Below are 17,094 nucleotides of genomic sequence, written 5' to 3'. Positions count from 1 at the left end.
GGACGGCGCCGTTGGTGTGCGCACGCGCTACTCGAAGGGCGTCGGGTCGCCCGAACCGACGCGGACGACGACCGGCGCGCCGTCGGAGAGGTCGACGACCGTCGTGGGGCGGGCCTCGGTCTCCTCGCCGTCGTCGAGGACGGCGTCGAGCTCGTGGTCGAGCTCGTCCTTGATGACCCAGCCCTGCGTGAGCGGCTCGTCGCGGTCCGGCAGGAGGAGGGTCGAGGAGAGGAGCGGCTCACCGAGCTCGCGCAGGAGCGCGCGGACGACAGGGTGCTCGGGGATGCGCACGCCGACGGTCTTCTTACGCGGGTGCGCGAGGCGGCGCGGCACCTCCTTCGTCGCGGGGAGGATGAACGTGTACGGGCCGGGCGTCGCATGCTTGACGGCACGGAAGGCCGCGTTGTCGAGGTGGACGAGCTGGCCGAGCTGGGCGAAGTCGGAGCACACGAGCGTGAAGTGGTGCCCCTCGCCGAGGTGGCGGATGCGCCGGATGCGGTCGGCGCCCTCGTGGTTGCCGATCGCGGCGCCGAGCGCGTAGCCCGAGTCGGTCGGGTAGGCGACGATGCCACCGTCGCGCAGGAGCGCGACGGTCTGGGCGATCGCGCGCGGCTGGGGATCGTGCGGGTGGACCTCGACGTAGCGTGCCATGGCCCGAGCCTACGTCGAACGGCACTCGCGCGGGAGGACTCCGCTCAGCGTTGCTCGTCCTCGAGCTCGAGCAGCTCGGGCGCCCATGTCTCCCACGGGCCGAGGACGTCCGTGCGGGGCCCGAGGACCGAAGCGACGATCGCCTCGATCGCGTGCGCGCTCGCGCGGCCGAGGTCGATGCGGTCGGGGTCGAGGAGCCATTGCACCTGGAGCCCGTCCATGACAGCGAGGATCGCGGCGGCCGCGAGCTCGACGTCCTCGGGGACCTCGGTGCCCTGCTCGGCGCACATCGTCTCGAAGGCCCGCACGGTGTCGTCGCGCAGGGTGCGGAATCGGCTCGTGAAGTAGGGGCGTCCGGGGTTGCCCTCTGTGACGGACTCCGCGGAGAGCACGGCGTACGCCTGGACGATCCCCGCGCGGCGGGCATTGACGAACGCGGTGCGGACGAGGTGACGGAAGAGCTCGGCCCCGTCGGGAATGTGCTGGTCCGGCAGGTCGACGACGTCGTCGGTGTCCCGGTGCTGGAGGACCTCGAGGAGCAGGGCGTGCTTCGAGCCGAAGTGGTGGAGGACACCCGCGTGAGTCATGTCGACCTGCTCGGCGATGTCCGCGAGCGAGGCGTTGGAGTAGCCCTTCGCCCCGAACGTGCGCAGCGCTGCGTCGAGGATGCGCACGCGCTTCTCTCGTGTCTCAGCTCGCATGCCTGTCCGTCGACGTGATCCTGCCATGTCCGTCCCACCCTGTGTCGCCCCCTGCGGCGCGTCGAGCGCACCCTGTCGTCGCCGATGGTACGCGTGACGGTGCCGTCTCCGGGCAACGTCCGGGTTCCGCCACGGTGCGCGTCCCTGCGGGTGAGGGGCGGGCGCTCACCCCCGCGCGAGCGCCGCCGCGACCGCGCGATCGAGGTCGCGGTGTGTGGGGACGAACCCGTCCGCAAGAAGCCGGTCCGGTGCGACGTCCTGGTCGGCGAGGAGGAGGTCGTCAGCCGCGTCGCGCAGCGCGAGCCGCAGCACGGGCCGCGGCAGCACGAGAAGGTGCGGGCGGTGGAGCACGCGGGCGACAGCACGCGTGACGTCCTCGCTCGTCGAGGTTGCGGGGGCGACGAGGTTGACGGGCCCCGCGAGCGTCGACGACGTAAGGAGGTGGATCATCGCTCCGACCTCGTCGTCGAGCGAGATCCAGGGCCACCGCTGCTGCCCGCCGCCGATGCGCGCGCCCGCACCGAGCCGTGTCGCGAGCCGCAGTGGTGCGAGCGCCCCGCCCGGGCCGAGGACGAGCCCCGTGCGCGCGAGGACGACCCGCGTCGTCCCGGCGGCTCCGGCGGTCGCGGCCTCCCACGCGTCGACGACGTCCGCGAGGAAGCCCGCACCGCGCGGGGAGTCCTCGACGAGCCGCTCCCCCGGTCGGTCGCCGTAGATCCCGACGGCCGACGCGTTGAGCCACACGGTCGGCGGGCTCGGGCTCTCGGCGACCGCGTCGGCGAGGAGGGTCGTCGTGAGGACGCGCGACTCGAGGATCGCGGTCCGTCGGGCGTCGGTCCACGGCAGCTGCGCGAGCGGCGCGCCCCCGAGGTTGACGAGAGCGTCGCACGCGGCGATCTCGTCGTCGGGCACGTGGCCCGCATCTGGGTCCCAGCGCCGTTCGTCCGCGGCCCGCGGGTCCCGTCGGACGAGCGTGCGAACGTCGTGGCCCTCGGCCCGGAGGCGCGCGACGAGCCGCGCACCGATCATGCCGGACGCCCCGGCGACAAGGATCTGCATCGTCCCTCCTCCTGGTCGCGGCGCGACCGTCCCACCACCCTGCCTCACGCACGACGCCCCGCGCCACGGGTACGGGGCGTCGGACTTCCGAGCGCAGATGCTCAGGCGCTCACGGCCTCGTCGCAGCGCGTGTCGGCGTCGGGCGCGTAGATCGGGCGCGACGGCGACAGCTCGTCGCCGCGCAGCGCCCGGAGCAGCGCGAACCAGCCAGGTACGAGAAGTGCGACGGAGCCGAACCACGCGAGCGGGTTGCCCCAGGCGACGCCCGCGAAGCCGAACATCCCGCCGAGGGCAATCGCTGCGGCGACGCGCATGACAAGCTCGATGACGCCCGTCACGGTCGGCACGAGCGTGCGCCCCATGCCCTGGAGCGCACCGCGCAGCGTGAAGAGGACGCCGAGCCCCCAGTAGAACGCGCCGTTGATGACGAGGAACTGGTGGGCGAGCGCGACGACCTGCTCCTCGCCGTCGCCGACGAACGACCGGATGATCGGTGCGCCAGCGGTAATGAGGATGCTGGCGAGGACGATGGAGACGCAGATCGACATGAGAGTGCCCTCGCGGACGCCCTGGCGGATGCGGTCGGAGAGCCCGGCCCCGTAGTTCTGGGCGGCGAACGTCGAGACGGCGAGGCCGATCGAGGCGAGGAACGCGACGGCGAGCCCGTCGACGCGGGCGGCGGTCGTCCAGGCGGCGACGGCGTCGGCGCCCATGGTGTTGAGCCGCACCTGCACGGCGAGCGCGCCGATCGCGATGATCGACGCGTTGAAGCCCATCGGCAGGCCGATGCGCAGGTGCTCGAGGAGGTCGGCACGCGACGCACGCAGGTCAGCGCGCGTGATGTGGAGCGCGGGAATGCGGCGGCGCACGTGGTCGAGGCACAGTGCGACGGAGAACGTCTGGGCGGCGACGGTCGCGAGGGCTGCGCCAGCGACGCCGCCGTCGAGGAGGGCGACGAAGACGTAGACGAGCCCGATGTTGAGGACGCACGCGATCGAGAGGAAGACGAGGGGCGTGCGGGAGTCGCCGAGCGCGCGGATGATCGCGGCGAGGTAGTTGAAGTACATCGTCGCGAAGCCGCCGAGGAAGCTGACGACGGCAAACGTGGTGGCGTCGTCGAGCAGCTCGGCGGGCGTCTGCATGAGCGTGAGGAGGGGGCGCGAGAGGAACGCGCCGATGATCATGACGACGACGGTCGCGGCGCCCGTGAGCACGACGCCTGCGCCGACGGAGCGGCGGACGGCGGCCGCGTCGCCCGCGCCGAAGGCCTGTGCCGTGGGGATCGCGAAGCCGGACGTCATGCCCCACGCGAAGCCGAGGAGGAGAAAGGTCAACGCGCCGGTCGAGCCGACGGCGGCGAGAGCGTCGACACCGAGCTCGCGTCCGACGATCCAGGCGTCGGCAACCTGGTAGAGCTGCTGGACGACGTTGCCGACGAGCAGCGGAAGCGCGAAGAGCAGGATGACGCGCCAGGGGGTGCCGGCGGTGAGCGCCTTGGACATGACAAGACTCCGGTGGAACGGGGTGTGCGGGGCGAGGAGCGGTACGGTTCCGGTCCGTCGGTCGGCGGCTGCGCCGTTCCGACGTGCTGCCGGGCTGGTCGAGGACTGACGGCACTGCGGGTCGTAACGTTTCGATCCTACGCCCGACCCTCCCCCGCCCGTCCAGCCCTCTCTCCTCCCGACCTGTGGCGAGGACGTGTGACGTGGGTCGCGCCGCGAGACGGACCCACCTCGTTCCGGGCAAGCCGAAGGGCCCCTGGCTGGGATATTCTCCCAGGCCAGGGGCCCTTCTTTCGTAGCGGGGACAGGATTTGAACCTGCGACCTCCGGGTTATGAGCCCGGCGAGCTACCGAGCTGCTCCACCCCGCGTCGGTATCTCTACTCTACGTCACGGTGTCCGCGGGGCCAAATCGAGGTGCTGTGACGACGCGCACTCCCCGTCGACCGACGGCGAGGGCCGGCCGCCCCGTACGGGACGACCGGCCCTCGCCGTCGTGCACGAACGCCCGTCAGGCGCCGGCCTTCTGCGCCGCGATCGCTCGCGAGATCGCATCCTCGAGCCGCTTCTGCGCCTCGCCGTACGCCGCGAAGTCGCCGCCCTTGAGCGCCGCGTCGGCGTCCGTGATGGCCTTCTCAGCGTCCGACAGCGCCGTCGCGAGCTGCTCCGCGGGCATTCCCGGAGCGGGCGCGGTCGTCGGCTCGCCCGTGGGCTCGTCGGTCGACGCGTCCGTCGGCGCGTCCGTCGGCTCGCCGGTCGGCACGTCCGTCGGCGGAGCCGTCGGCCCCGGGTCCTCCTCGTCGGTCTCCGCGCCGGAGTTGCCGCCGAACACGTCGTCGAGCGCCTGCGCGAGCGTGTCACCGATCCCGACCTCGTCACCGAACGACACGAGGACCTTGCGCATGAGGGGGATCTTCGTGCCCGACGACGACTGCACGTAGATCGGCTGGACGTAGAGCAGACCGCCGCCGACCGGCAGCGTCAGCAGGTTGCCCGAGACGACCGTCGCGTTACCGACCCGCAGACCCGTGATCGCGTCGGCGATCCGCGCGTCCGTGTCGAAGTTGTTCTGCACGTTGCCCGGTGCGGGCACCGCGTTGTCCTTCGGCAGGTTGAGCAGGCGCAGCGTGCCGTAGCCCTCGCCGATGACGCCGGGCTGGTCACCGGCCTCGGCATCGGCCGCCAGGTAGCCCGTGAGCACCTGCCGCTGCCCGGTCGTCGTGCCGCCCGGGATGAACGTCGACATGAGCGAGAACGACGGGGTGTCCTGCCCCGGCATCTGCATCGTCAGGTAGTACGGCGGCTGCAGCGGCGCGTTGGTCTCCGCCTTCGACGTCGGCTCGTTGGGCGTCTGCCAGAAGTCGGCGCTCGAGAAGAACGCCGTGGAGTCCGTGACGTGGTACTTCGCGAGGAGCGCACGCTGGACCTTGAAGAAGTCCTCCGGGTAACGGATGTGGCTCATGAGGTCGCCCGAGATCTCGCTCACCGGCGTGAACGACGCTGGGAAGATCTTCTGCCACGTCTTGAGCACCGGGTCCTCGGTGTCCCACGCGTAGAGCGTCACGGAGCCGTCGTACGCGTCGACCGTCGCCTTGACGGAGTTACGGATGTAGTTGACGGTCTGCGGCACGACCTCGGCGACGAGGTTGTTGCGGGCCAGCGTGTCGTCCGTCGCGTCCTCGAGCGACTGCTGGGTCGCGTACGGGTACTGCGAGCTCGTCGTGTACCCGTCGACGATCCACTTGACCCGGCCGTCGACGACCGCCGGGTACACGCGCGAGTCGAGCGTGAGGTACGGCGCGACCTTCTGGACGCGCTCGCGCGGGTCCCGGTCGTAGAGGATCTGCGACTCCGACGTCACACGACCCGAGAAGAGCAGCTGCTCGTCACCGAAGCGCACCGCGTAGAGGAGCCTGTTGATCGGGTTGCCGATCGACGGGCCCGCCTTGACTTTGTCGGTCGGGAACGTCGTCATCACCTGTCCGGCCTCGTTGTCCGGGTAGTCGACCTCCCAGTTCCCGGTGCCCTCGGGCGCCCCGACGATCGAGTACGTGGGTGAGTTCTGGCCGAAATAGATGCGCGGCTCGTACTCGCCGAGCTCGCCGACCGACGGGATGCCGCCCTCGAAGAACGAGGGCTGCCCGTCCTTGTTGACCGCGTTGCCGTACGCCGCGACGACCCCGAAGCCGTGCGTGAAGACGGTGTGGTCGTTGACCCAGTTGCGCTGCGCCTCGCCGAGGCCCGCCTGGTTGAGCTCACGCACCGCGATGACGGTGTCGCGCTTCTCGCCCGCGATCTCGTAGCGGTCGACCTGGAGAGACCGGGAGAACGAGTAGTACTGACGGTTCTGCTGGAGCTGCGTGAACGTCGGCGAGACGATCGCCGGGTCGAGGAGTCGGATCGACGCCGTGGTCTCGGAGTCCGCGCGCAGCGCGCCAGCTGTCGCCGTCGTCTTCGCGTCGTAGTCCGTCACCTCGACCTTGTCGATGCCGAAGGCCTTCCGCGTCGCGTCGATGTTCCGCTGGATGTACTCGGACTCGAGCTCCTGCGCGTTCGGGCGCACCTGGAACCGCTCGACGACGGCCGGGTAGATCGCGCCGATTGCGACGGCGGAGACGATCATGAGCCCCACGCCGATCGCGGGCAGCTTCCAGTTGCCCCGCACCGCCGTGATGACGAAGAGGATCGCGACGAGCACCGCGACCCCCGCGAGAATCGCACGCGCCGGGATGACCGCGTTGACGTCCGCGTACGTCGCACCCGTGATGCTTTTGCTCGAGCTCAGGAGGATCGAGTAGCGGTCGAGCCAGTAGTTCGCGGCGAGCAGGAGCATCCCGATCGCGGCGAGCACCGAGAGGTGCACGCGCGCCGCGCGCGTCGTGCGGGAGTCGCCTCCGACGGAACCGAGGCGGATGCCCCCGTAGAGGTAGTGCATCGCGGCCGCGCCAAGGAGGCTCACGACGACGATCGCGAGGAGCGTCGAGGTGACCATGCGCAGGCCCGGGAGCGTGAACGTGTAGAAGGAGACGTCGAGCCCGTACTCAGGGTCCTTGACGCCGAACGACTGGCCGTTGAACCACAGCAGCACGGTCTCCCAGCGGGACGACAGCGCGCCGCCCGCGAAGAGACCGAGGAGCGCGGGGCCGCCGAACGTCACGAGCCGCCGCAGCGGCTCGACCGCCTCGCGGTACTGGTCGAGCGTCGCCTGCTCGGGCGTCGACGGCGCGTACACGGGACGGTTGCGCCACGCGAGGTGGAGGTTGAGCCCGACCGTCACCGCCATGAGGAGGAAGCCGACGACGAAGAGTCCGACGCGCATGCCCCACTCCGTGAGCAGGACACGCTCGAAGCCCAGCTGGTCGAACCACAGGACCTCGGTCCAAAAGCGGGCTGCGAGGACGACGACCGCGACGATCGCGGCGATGACGCCGACGGTGACGCCGAGCGGGCTGACCTTGCGACGCTCGCCCGGCGAGGAGGGACGACGATCAGCAGGTGGACGTGTGAATGCCACAGTTTCTACCTTCTTGACGAGAGACGTTCTCCCTCGCCCAACGCCCCAGGACGCGCGGAGGTTCCCACCCGGTTCGGCAGGCTCCCGACGCGTCCGGCAGACTGGAGCGATGACCACCGAGGGAGCACGCGAGCACACGCTCGAGGAGCTGACGCTGTCCGAGACCATCCGCGAGATCGAGCAGCACGTCGCAGGCGGCGGCTGGGACGGTCCGCCACGCGTCTTCGCGATCATCCGCACGAAGGAGGCGCTCGAGTCGTCCCCCGAGCTCGCGCAGCAGATGCCCGAGCTGCCGGCGCAGGTCGAGGCCAACGAGTTCGCCATGCTCTCGATCGAGCAGGAGGACCTGCCTCCCGCGGACACGCTCGAGGAGCTGCTCGGCTCGCTCGCCTGGCCCCCGACCGTCCACGGAGCGGCGCTCGTCGTCGAGCGGGTCATCGTCCCGCCCGAGGCCGAGGTCGGGATGCCGTCGGACCCCGACGAGGCGCTCTCCTACCTCGCGGAGCACCCCGAGCGGGAGGACGTTCGCCTCGCGGTCGCGGTCCTGCGCGACGGCCCGTCGTGGTGCGCGATCCGCACGCGACGCAACGACGACCCCACGCAGGTCGCGCTCGGCCCCGACCTCGTGCCGGGGCTCGTCGCAGCGCTCACCGCGACGTTCGAGGACTGACGCGCCCCGGTCGGTCCGGGCGAGGTCGCCCCGCCCGGTCCGGCCGGTCGAGCGCCGTCAGGAGCAGGTTGGGAGCGAGGCCCCGCGGCCCTCGCCGATCGCGACGACCGCGTCGTACGCGCCCTCGAGCGTGCGGACCTCGACCGCCGTCATGCCGTCCGGCACGTGGCCCGCGGCCTCGACGCAGTTGCCCGACGGCACGAGGAACCAGTCCGCGCCGTCGTCGGACGCGCCCCGCATCTTGTACGTGATGCCGCCGATCGGGCCGACGTTCCCGTCAGTGCTCATCGTCCCCGTGCCCGCGATGATCTGACCGCCCGTCTCGTCGACGGGAGTGAGCATGTCCATGATCGCGAGCGCGAACATCATGCCCGCGCTCGGTCCGCCAACATCGTCGATGTGCATCGTCACGACGGGGTCGGTCTCGAAGGCACGGTCGACCGAGACGCCGAGGTACGACCTGTCGGCGCCGCCCTGCGAGCCCGCGGGCGCGGGCGAGGTGACGACCTCGAGGTCCGTCGGCGTCCCGGCGCGCTCAACGCGCAGCGTCACGGTCGTGCCAGGCGCGATCGCGTCGAGCATCTCGCCGAGGTGCTCAAAGGACGTGATGGGTGTGCCGTCGAGCGCGACGAGCACGTCGCCAACCTCGACGACACCCTGCGCCTTCATCTTCGGGTCCGTCGCGACGGCCGTGAGCGTCTCGTCGACGGTCCGGCCGAGAGCGCGCAGCGCCGCGACGGTCGCCGACTCCTGGCTCGTCACCATCTCGGCCTGGCTCTGCTGCGTCGTCTCCTCGGTCGTCGTTCCCGCGGGGAAGAGCGCCTCGACCGGGTAGACACCCTCGTCGGGGTCGATCCACGCGCGCAAGAGTCGCAGCACAGGGACGTGAGCGTCACGGTTGCCGAGCGCGGAGACGGTCGTGAAACGCAGCTGCCCCGCCGACGGGAACGTCTCCGCGCCCGTCACCTCGATGACGGGCGTGCCCGTCGTGTCGAGCGTGTCGAACGTCGGCCCCGGCATCCGCACGACGTATCCGGTCGGCAGCGCGACCATCGCCGCGATCGCGAGCGCGGCCGTCACGAGCGCGATCGTCTGCGTGAGGACGCGTCGGGTGAGGAGCGGCGGCTGCGGCGGCTCGGCACCGGACCGGGCGTCCTCGGGGAGCTCGTCGAGCGGAGTATCGTGGCGCACGTCGTCCATCATCCCCGACGTCGCTGGGAGCGGCGCACAGGTTTCACCCCGTCGCCGCTCAGCGGCGGCGCACCTGCCGCATCACGGCGGCCGTGCCGAGGAACGCGACGGCGGCGCCGACCGCGCCGAACGCGGCCGCGTCACGCCCGTGGACGCGACGCCCCACGAGCGCAGTCCGCCCCTCGACGCCCGCGAGCAGCTCCCGCAGGCACTCGTCGTTCGACCGGGTCGGCTCCCAGCCGAGCGCGAGAAGACGCTCGGGAGCGACCGTCCACGGGTGGACGACGAGCGCGAGATCGGCGGCCGACGCGGGCAGCAGCCCCGCGCGGTGCAGCCGCTCGGCGATGCCGAAGGCCGTCTGCGCGGGCAGGTCGACGCGACGCATCCCCGACGCGGCGACGACCGCATCGGTCGAGAGAGGGCCGGGGGTCCCCACGACGACGGAGCCGTCGACGTCGTGCTCGAGCACCGTCCGCACCGCGGTCGCGAGGTCCTCGACGTGGAGCAGCTGCCACTCGCGGTCCACGCCGCGCAGCGTGAGCAGCCACGGCATCTCGAAGTGACGCGTGATCATCGTGTCGACTCCCGGGCCGACGACGGGCGCAGTCCGGACGACCGTCACGGGGACCCCGAGCTCCGTCGCCGCGTCGACGACGTGCGTCTCGAGTGCGGCGGTGAGCGCCGCGGTGCCCTCAGGCTCCGTGAGCGGGACCGCGTCGTCGCCGTGGACGCCGCCCCCGGGGAGTGCCCCGAGGACCGCGGCCGACGAGACGATGACGACCCGGTGGACAGAACCCGGCCGGAACTCGGCGACCTCGCGTGCGATCTCGGCGTCGTGCTCCGCAAGCCAGGCCGCGACCCGGGACGGCGGCATGGGGTCAAACGCGCCGCCGTCGACGACGACGACCACGTCGACGCCCCCGAGCACGGGTGCGTCCGGCTCCGCGTCGAGGAACCGGGCGAGCGTGTCGACGACGGGGCCGCGCCCGCGCAGCACAGTGCGCCGTGAGCGAACCTCACCCTCCGACATGGCTGCAGCCCCTTCCCCCGGTCGTCGTGACGGTTACCGTGGATGTTCCCACGTCCGGCCGCCCGGTCGCACCCACCACGGCACCAGGAGACACCCATGACGGAGAACTTCCCCGGCGGGAACACCCCGGAGGAGCCCTGGGAGCGCCTGCTGCGCTCGGTCTTCGGACCCGACGCCGACGAGGCGATCGCGCAGCTCAGAGCACGCGGCATGGACGTCGACGCGCTCAACGCCGCGGCAGGCATCGCCGACGACCCGCGGCTCATCGACCAAGTGCTCGCCCAGGTGAGGTCGCTGCTGTCGACCGGTTCGGGCCCCGTCAACCGCGACGTCGCGCACGACGTCGCACGTCAGGCTGCTGCCGCAGGCGGCGACCCGAGCGTCGGCGACGCGCAGCGTCGCGCTGCGCTCGACGCGTTCGGCGTCGCCGACCTCTGGCTCGACACCGCGACCGAGCTCGCGCCCGCGGGCGGGTCACGCGTCGTGTGGAGCCGCTCGGAATGGGTCGAGCGCACGCTGCCCGCCTGGTCGCAGCTCGCGGCGCCGGTCGCGACGAACCTCGTCGCCGCGCTCGGAGGAGTCCTCGGCGAGCGTCTCCCCGAGGACATGGAGGGAGTGCTGCCGCCCGGCATGGCCGCGGTCCTGCCCCCGGGCTCGCTCGCGGACCCATCGGCCCTGCTCGAGCGGCTCGGCTCCGCGATGTTCGGCATGCAGATCGGCCAGGCAGCCGGCACGCTCTCGCGCGAGGTCTTCGGACTCACCGACATCGGCGTGCCGCTCGTCGCCGAGCCCATGACCGCGCTCCTGCCCGCGAACGTCGAGGAGTTCGCCGAGGGCCTCGACGCGCCGCTCGACGAGGTCCGCCTCTACCTCGCGCTGCGCGAGTCCGCGCACGCGCGTCTCTTCACGCACGTCCCGTGGCTCCGCGGCCACCTGCTCGGCCTGCTCGACGCGTACGCGCGCGGCATCACGATCGACGTCGACGCACTCGACGACGCGGTGCGGGACGTCGACCCGTCGGACCCCGACCAGCTCCGCTCGGCCCTCGCGGGCGGCGGGTTCTTCGGCATCGGCCAGACGACCGAGCAGCGGGCGACACTCGAACGCCTCGAGACCGCGCTCGCGCTCGTCGAGGGCTGGGTCGACGAGGTCGCGACGACCGCCGCGCTCCCCCACCTGCCGCACGCCATGCCGCTGCGCGAGATGATGCGCCGCCGGCGCGCCGCCGGCGGGCCGGCCGAGCAGACGTTCGCGACGCTCGTCGGGCTCGAGCTGCGGCCGCGCAGGTCCCGCGAGGCCGCGGCGCTGTGGCGTCTCATCGCGGAGCAGTCAGGGCTCGCCGTCCGCGACGCCGTGTGGGACCACCCGGACCTCCTGCCGACGGGTGAGGACCTCGACGATCCGACCGGGTTCGCGGGGCGCCGCGCGACGACGGACGCCGAGCTCGCGGACGTCGACCGTGCGATCGAGGCGTTTCTCGCGGAAGCCGAGGGCGACGACGGGACGGAACCGAAGGCCTGAGCCGAAGGCCTGAGCGGCCGCGTCGCCTCGGCGAGCACGTGGCGGCAGCGAGCATGCCGCGGCGGCGGGTACGTCAGTCGACGTGGTCGCCCGTGTCGCCGTGGTCGTGCGTGAACGCGACCCCCTCGAGGAACCCGCGGGCACGCTCGGTGCGCGGGTAGCGCTCGACGAGCTCCCAGAAGCCGGGGCCGTGACCCGCCTGGAGCAGGTGCGCGAGCTCGTGAACGAGCACGTAGTCGAGCACCCACGACGGCAGGCCGCGCACTCGTGTCGAGATGCGGATCGTGCGGTCGTCGACCGTGCACGACCCCCAGCGCCGCTCCTGGTGAGCGGACCACGTAACGCTCGCGGGGACCGCGAGACCGTCGAGGTAGCGCGCCGAGAGTTCCATCGCGCGCTCGAGGAGCTGTGCGTCCGACGGCCTGCGCCGGGCCTCCTTCGCGGCGAGGCGCTCGAGCATGCGCTCGACCCACTCGCGCTCCTGGGTCTTAGTGAAGCGTGCGGGGATCGCGACGATCGTGCGTCCACCCTCGCGGTATGCGCTCACCGTACGGGTGCGGCGCCGGCTGCGGCGCACCTCGACAGCGGCCCCGGTCGCGTCAGCCCCCTCGCTCATGGCTCGACCGTACCGTGACCCGCGTGCGGACGGGACCGCACGCGCCGACCCTGTGGACAAGTCCCACGAGACACTGTCCACTGCCATCCTCGGTGCGTGACCATCCAGACGCTTCCGCGACCCGACAGCCAGGCGCCTGCCGTGGCGGCTCACGGTGCCGCTGTGGCAGCCCTCCAGAGCAGCACCGTCGGCGTGCTCGGCCTCGGTCCGCTCGGGCTGCAGCTCGCCCGGACGCTCGCGTCGCTCGGCGCGCACCGCCTCGTCCTCGACGACGCGGCGTCCGTCGCGCACGACGACGTCGGCATCGGCGGTTATCGCGTCGGAGACGTCGGACGTCCCCGGCCCGTGTCCGCCGCGGGAGTGCTCGCCGGCTCGCTCCTCACCTCGACGGCGGTGTCGCCGGGGGTGCTCGACGGGCACGACCCGGGCACGCTCGCCGCGGCGGTCATCGTCACGCACGAGCGCATCGACCCGGCGTGCACGTGGCGGCTCGTCGCGCAGGGCGTGCCTCACCTCCTCGTCACGTGGGGGAACGGCTGGCTCGAGGTCGGGCCCGGGGTCGTCCCTGGTCGCACCGCGTGCCTGCGCTGCGTCGATCTGCACCGTGTCGACGACCACGTGCCTCCCGCGCGGGGCAGGCACGTGGGCAACGGCGCTGAGGATCCTGTGCTCGCCGTCACGGGGGCCGGCCTCGCTGCGGCGCGCACCCTCGAGCTCCTCGTGCCGGCACCGTCGACGCGCGGACTCGCGCGCACGACGAGGCTCACGCTGCCGGACCTCACACCGACGGTCGAGTACTGGCCGGTCCATCCGGCGTGCGGCTGCGCCTGACCGCGCCCAGGAACGCCGAAGGCCGGCGCACCCGCGCGGCGGGTGCACCGGCCTGCGGTGCTGCGGCCCGGACTGGTGCCGGGCGGACGGCGGTCACGTCGTGACCTGCGCGTCCCGGGGACGGTCGCTGTGCATCATGCGACCTGCGCGTCCTCGGGACGCACCTTGCGCGGGCGGCCGCGGCCGCGCTTCATGGCGACGACCTGCCCGTCGACGAAGACCTCGCCGCCCCAGACGCCCCAGGGCTCGTTGCGCTCGATCGCGCCAGCGAGGCATCCGACGGCGAGCGGGCACTCGCGGCACAGGGCCTTGGCGCGCTCGACGTCTGCGGTGCGCTCCGCGAACCAGAGCTCGGGGTCCTCGGTGCGGCACGGGACGACCGCGGCGAGGAGCGCGTCGAACTCGGCGCGCTCCTCCCGGGTCGAGGGCGTGGCAGTCCGCTGCACGGGCGAAGGCGTGGTCGGGGTGACCGTCGTGGGTCGGGAGATCGGGGCGACGACGAGGTCGTCACGCTGGGTGGACGGTGCGAGAAGCATGCTGGGCCGCACGGTGGCCTCCGGGGTGTTCCGAGCTGGTGCAAGAGAGAGGGTGCGCCTCGCTGCGGTCCGCCTCGCGTGTCCGGCTGCGATACCGGCTGCGCGAGGGTGCGTTCTGCGAGGTGTTCCGCCTTGCGGGCGGGTGCGACGGTCGTCGGGTGGACGCGGGTGGCGTCAGATGCCGGACGAGGACGTCAGTGGCGCTGCATGCGCCTTGCTGGGGAGCAGACGGTGTGCTCCGGCGAGGTGAGCGCGCATGGTGCGACCGCGGGCCGTGCCCGTATCGACGATCGACGTCGTCATGGTCTGGAAGTTCTTCATGCTGCTCACCCCTCTCTCTTCTCGGCCTGCGACGCATCGCGTCGTGGGCACTGCCGTCAGGAACTCGACCACCGTAGACCGGGGTCTCGCGCGGTGGCCAACTCTTTATCGTGGACCCGTCGCGATCGTGACCTGTTCGTGATCTTCGGTTCAGCTACGGTGCTGCTCGAGGAGCCTCAGCAGGTCATCCGCGTAGCGGTCGAGTCGGTCTGCGCCGAGCCCGCGGACGTCGGCGAGCTCGGTGAGGGTCGTCGGCCGGAGCGTCGCGATCTCCTCGAGCGTCACGTCGGTGACGACGACGTGCACGGGCCGGCCGATGTCCTCGGCGCGCAGGTCGCGCCACCGGCGCAGGGAGTCGAGGAGCACGGGGTCGGGGCCCTCACTGCGATCGTGGACGACGGTGCTCCGCCGACCCTTCGTGGCGTCGGCGCCGAGATGCTCGAGGAAGCGCGAGCGGGTGCGCGAAGCTCGGCCCGAGCCGCCGCGCGAGCGCGCCCACGACAGGTGCAGGTGCTCGCGGGCACGCGTGATGCCGACGTAGAGGAGTCGCTTCTCCTCAGCGATCGCGGCCGGGTCCGTCGCGAGCGAGATCGGCATGAGGCCCTCGCTCAGCCCGACGAGGAACACCGCGTCCCACTCGAGACCCTTCGCGGCGTGGAGGGACGCGAGCGTCACACCTTCGACCGTCGGCGCGTGCTGCACCGCGGCACGCTCGTCGAGCTCGGCAACGAGCATCCGGATGTCAGCGCCCTCGCGGGTCGCGAGGTCGTCCGCGAGCGCGACGAGCGCCTGCATGGCCTCCCAGCGTTCGCGCACCGCGCCCCGCGCCGCGGGCGGCTCGGGTGCCCAGCCTGCGTTGAGCAGGACGTCGCGCACCGCTTCGCCGAGCGCGACGCCCGGCTCGACGGCGCGGGCCGCGCCGCGCAGGAGGACGAGCGCGTCCCGGACGTCCTTGCGCTGGAAGAAGCGCTCGCCGCCGCGCACGAGGTACGGCACCCCCGCGTCCGCGAACGCGTTCTCGAGGACCGCCGACTGCGCGTTCGTGCGGAAGAGCACAGCAATCTCGCTCGCGCGGACCCCCGAGGCGATGAGCCGCGCGGCACGCCCTGCGACGAACGCGGCCTCGGCCTCGTCGTCGTCGTGCACGGAACGCCCGACGGGCGGCCCTGCAGGACGCTGCGCCTTGAGCTCGAGACCCGCGTACGTCCGTGCGCGCGGGTCGGCGAGCAGCGCGTTGGCAGCCCCCACGACCTGCGGCGTCGAGCGGTAGTCGCGCACGAGCCTCACCTCGGTCGCGTCCGGAAAACGCTTGCGGAACTCGAGCAGGTGGCGCGGGGTCGCACCCGTGAACGAGTAGATGGTCTGGGAGGGGTCGCCGACGACGCACAGGTCGCGGCGCGGGCCCATCCACTGGTCGAGGACGAGTTGCTGCAGGGGTGAGACGTCCTGGTACTCGTCGACGACAAAACGCCGGTACTGCTGCCGGATCTCGTTGGCGACCGACGTGTGCGAAGCGATCATGTCCGCGAGGTAGAGCAGCACGTCCTCGAAGTCCATGAGCGCGCGGTTGTTCTTCGTGTCCTCGTACGCCCGCAGCAGACGCGCGACCGTCTGAGCCTCGAGCCCGGCAGGAGGCTCGCGCCGCAGTGCCGCGACCGCCTCCGCGTAGCCGTCGGCCGGGACGAGCGAGACCTTCGCCCACTCGATCTCCGAGGAGATGTCCCGCACCGCGAGCCTGTCGACCGAGATCCCGAGCCCGGTCGCGGCGTGCGCGACGATCTGCGCCTTCTGCTCGACGATGCGCGGCGGTGCCCCGCCGACGATCTTCGGCCAGAAGTACCCGACCTGCCGCAGCGCCGCAGCGTGGAACGTGCGCGCCTGGACCCCGCCGACGCCAAGCGCCCGCAGCCGCCCGCGCATCTCCCCCGCCGCACGCGCCGTGAACGTCACCGCGAGCACCGACGTCGCCGGGTAGTAGCCGGCCCGCACGCCGTACGCGATGCGGTGCGTGATCGCGCGCGTCTTGCCCGTCCCCGCGCCCGCGAGCACGACGACGGGCCCGTGGACCACCTCAGCAACGGCGCGCTGGTCGGGGTCGAGGGCGTCAAGGATCTCGTCGGGAGTCATCGTCGTCGATCATCCCAGGCGCCACCGACATCCACGGAACCCGCCCCCTCACCTGGGGACGACGAAGGCCCGCACCGCCCCTGGGGACGACGCGGGCCTCGGCACGCGGGGCTCAGGCCGAGTCGGTGCTGCTCCGCGCGCGCTCGTGCGTCCACGAGGCGCCGAACGCGAGCGCCATCGGCGCGACGACGAGCCCGCCCACCCGGAGCCACCACGGGCCGACCGAAGGATCCTCGTCGACCATGAGGGCGAGAAGCACCGCGATCATGCCGACCCGCGCGAGGAGGAACGTGCTCGGCTGCGCAGCGGCGTCAGGCGCGCGGCGCGCCCCGACCTTGCGGGACCACGCCACCCCGACGTAGATCGCGCTCCCCACGGCCCACACGAGCGCGACCCAGTGCACGACGGTCCACATGGTCGTCCCCCTCTCGGATCGGTCGCCGCGCGCTCGCGCGGCGGTCGTCGGGCGAGGCCCGGCTCAGGCCAGGCGAGCCTTGACCTGCGCGAGCGACGGGTTCGTCGCGGACGTACCGTCCGGGAACACGACGGTCGGCACGATCCAGTCGCCGCCGTTGACCGACGCGACATAGTCGGTCGTCCCCGGCACCTCCTCGATGTTCACCTCGGTGTAGCCGATGCCCGCCGAGTCGAGCTGAGCCTTGAGGCGCGTGCAGTAGCCGCACCACGTCGTCGAGTACATGACGACGGAACCGGCCTCAGGGACGTGCGGTGCGGCAAGGGTCACGGGTCTCCTCCGGGAGCGTCGGACGTGCAGGCGTCGGGAAGGGCAGCGGGCCATGTGGCCCTGCCGCAGCATAACGATCC

Annotated in this window: 16 protein-coding genes and 1 tRNA gene; 3 read left to right on the top strand and 14 right to left on the bottom strand. The window is 72.2% G+C overall.

Features of this window, described 5'->3' with window-relative positions; all coding sequences use genetic code 11:
- Positions 1–27 precede the first annotated feature (27 nt).
- The 6 genes from C1729_RS13150 to C1729_RS13125 all read right to left on the bottom strand — a co-directional run bounded on the left by C1729_RS13150 (position 28) and on the right by C1729_RS13125 (position 7,426).
- Positions 28–651 carry an L-threonylcarbamoyladenylate synthase gene (locus C1729_RS13150; RefSeq protein ID WP_102510333.1) on the bottom strand — a complete coding sequence of 208 codons (624 nt, stop codon included), beginning with the start codon at positions 649–651 and terminating at the stop codon, positions 28–30.
- A 44-nt stretch (positions 652–695) separates the two neighbouring features.
- Positions 696–1,379, bottom strand: a complete 684-nt coding sequence (locus tag C1729_RS13145) for a TetR/AcrR family transcriptional regulator (RefSeq protein WP_102510332.1) — start codon at positions 1,377–1,379, stop codon at positions 696–698.
- Positions 1,380–1,517: 138 nt separating this feature from the next.
- Positions 1,518–2,411 (bottom strand): TIGR01777 family oxidoreductase, encoded by an 894-nt coding sequence (locus C1729_RS13140; protein ID WP_102510331.1) that lies wholly within the window; start codon positions 2,409–2,411, stop codon positions 1,518–1,520.
- A gap of 101 nt (positions 2,412–2,512) precedes the next feature.
- A complete protein-coding gene (locus C1729_RS13135) occupies positions 2,513–3,913 on the bottom strand; it encodes an MATE family efflux transporter (RefSeq protein ID WP_102510330.1) in 1,401 nt (466 codons plus the stop codon).
- 296 nt (positions 3,914–4,209) lie between these two features.
- A tRNA-Met gene (locus tag C1729_RS13130) sits at positions 4,210–4,283 on the bottom strand.
- Between the two features lie 140 nt (positions 4,284–4,423).
- Entirely contained in the window at positions 4,424–7,426 is a 3,003-nt protein-coding gene (locus C1729_RS13125) for a UPF0182 family membrane protein (RefSeq protein WP_242493842.1), read from the bottom strand.
- A gap of 109 nt (positions 7,427–7,535) precedes the next feature.
- Here C1729_RS13125 and C1729_RS13120 point away from each other — a divergent pair, with 109 nt between their 5' ends.
- Positions 7,536–8,096 carry a PPA1309 family protein gene (locus tag C1729_RS13120; protein WP_102510328.1) on the top strand — a complete coding sequence of 187 codons (561 nt, stop codon included), beginning with the start codon at positions 7,536–7,538 and terminating at the stop codon, positions 8,094–8,096.
- A 57-nt stretch (positions 8,097–8,153) separates the two neighbouring features.
- Here C1729_RS13120 and C1729_RS13115 read toward each other — a convergent pair whose 3' ends face one another.
- Both C1729_RS13115 and C1729_RS13110 read right to left on the bottom strand, forming a co-directional pair.
- A complete protein-coding gene (locus C1729_RS13115) occupies positions 8,154–9,287 on the bottom strand; it encodes a YlbL family protein (protein WP_242493841.1) in 1,134 nt (377 codons plus the stop codon).
- A gap of 58 nt (positions 9,288–9,345) precedes the next feature.
- Positions 9,346–10,317: an NAD-dependent epimerase/dehydratase family protein gene (locus tag C1729_RS13110; protein WP_102510326.1), complete on the bottom strand. Its 972-nt coding sequence runs from the start codon at positions 10,315–10,317 to the stop codon at positions 9,346–9,348.
- Between the two features lie 96 nt (positions 10,318–10,413).
- On the opposite strand from C1729_RS13110, the gene C1729_RS13105 reads away from it, so the two are divergent.
- Positions 10,414–11,838 carry a zinc-dependent metalloprotease gene (locus C1729_RS13105; protein ID WP_102510325.1) on the top strand — a complete coding sequence of 475 codons (1,425 nt, stop codon included), beginning with the start codon at positions 10,414–10,416 and terminating at the stop codon, positions 11,836–11,838.
- A 73-nt stretch (positions 11,839–11,911) separates the two neighbouring features.
- On the opposite strand, the gene C1729_RS13100 is transcribed toward C1729_RS13105, so the two are convergent.
- Positions 11,912–12,454, bottom strand: a complete 543-nt coding sequence (locus C1729_RS13100; protein WP_102510324.1) for a M48 metallopeptidase family protein — start codon at positions 12,452–12,454, stop codon at positions 11,912–11,914.
- Between the two features lie 96 nt (positions 12,455–12,550).
- On the opposite strand from C1729_RS13100, the gene C1729_RS13095 reads away from it, so the two are divergent.
- A complete protein-coding gene (locus C1729_RS13095) occupies positions 12,551–13,285 on the top strand; it encodes a hypothetical protein (protein ID WP_102510323.1) in 735 nt (244 codons plus the stop codon).
- A gap of 134 nt (positions 13,286–13,419) precedes the next feature.
- On the opposite strand, the gene C1729_RS13090 is transcribed toward C1729_RS13095, so the two are convergent.
- The 5 genes from C1729_RS13090 to C1729_RS13075 form a co-directional block, all read right to left on the bottom strand.
- Positions 13,420–13,821 (bottom strand): WhiB family transcriptional regulator, encoded by a 402-nt coding sequence (locus C1729_RS13090; protein ID WP_102510322.1) that lies wholly within the window; start codon positions 13,819–13,821, stop codon positions 13,420–13,422.
- Positions 13,822–13,995: 174 nt separating this feature from the next.
- Positions 13,996–14,151: a hypothetical protein gene (locus tag C1729_RS14675; protein WP_165375507.1), complete on the bottom strand. Its 156-nt coding sequence runs from the start codon at positions 14,149–14,151 to the stop codon at positions 13,996–13,998.
- Between the two features lie 141 nt (positions 14,152–14,292).
- Positions 14,293–16,269 (bottom strand): ATP-dependent helicase, encoded by a 1,977-nt coding sequence (locus tag C1729_RS13085; RefSeq protein ID WP_102510321.1) that lies wholly within the window; start codon positions 16,267–16,269, stop codon positions 14,293–14,295.
- Between the two features lie 112 nt (positions 16,270–16,381).
- Positions 16,382–16,684, bottom strand: a complete 303-nt coding sequence (locus C1729_RS13080; protein WP_102510320.1) for a hypothetical protein — start codon at positions 16,682–16,684, stop codon at positions 16,382–16,384.
- Positions 16,685–16,747: 63 nt separating this feature from the next.
- Positions 16,748–16,969 carry a mycoredoxin gene (locus tag C1729_RS13075; RefSeq protein WP_242493900.1) on the bottom strand — a complete coding sequence of 74 codons (222 nt, stop codon included), beginning with the start codon at positions 16,967–16,969 and terminating at the stop codon, positions 16,748–16,750.
- Positions 16,970–17,094 lie beyond the last annotated feature (125 nt).

This window comes from Sanguibacter massiliensis, from assembly GCF_900240335.1.
Taxonomy (GTDB): Bacteria; Actinomycetota; Actinomycetes; order Actinomycetales; family Cellulomonadaceae; genus Flavimobilis; species Flavimobilis massiliensis.
The sequence above is the reverse complement of the archived record's forward strand: the minus strand, read 5'-3'. Positions and strand labels throughout refer to the sequence as shown.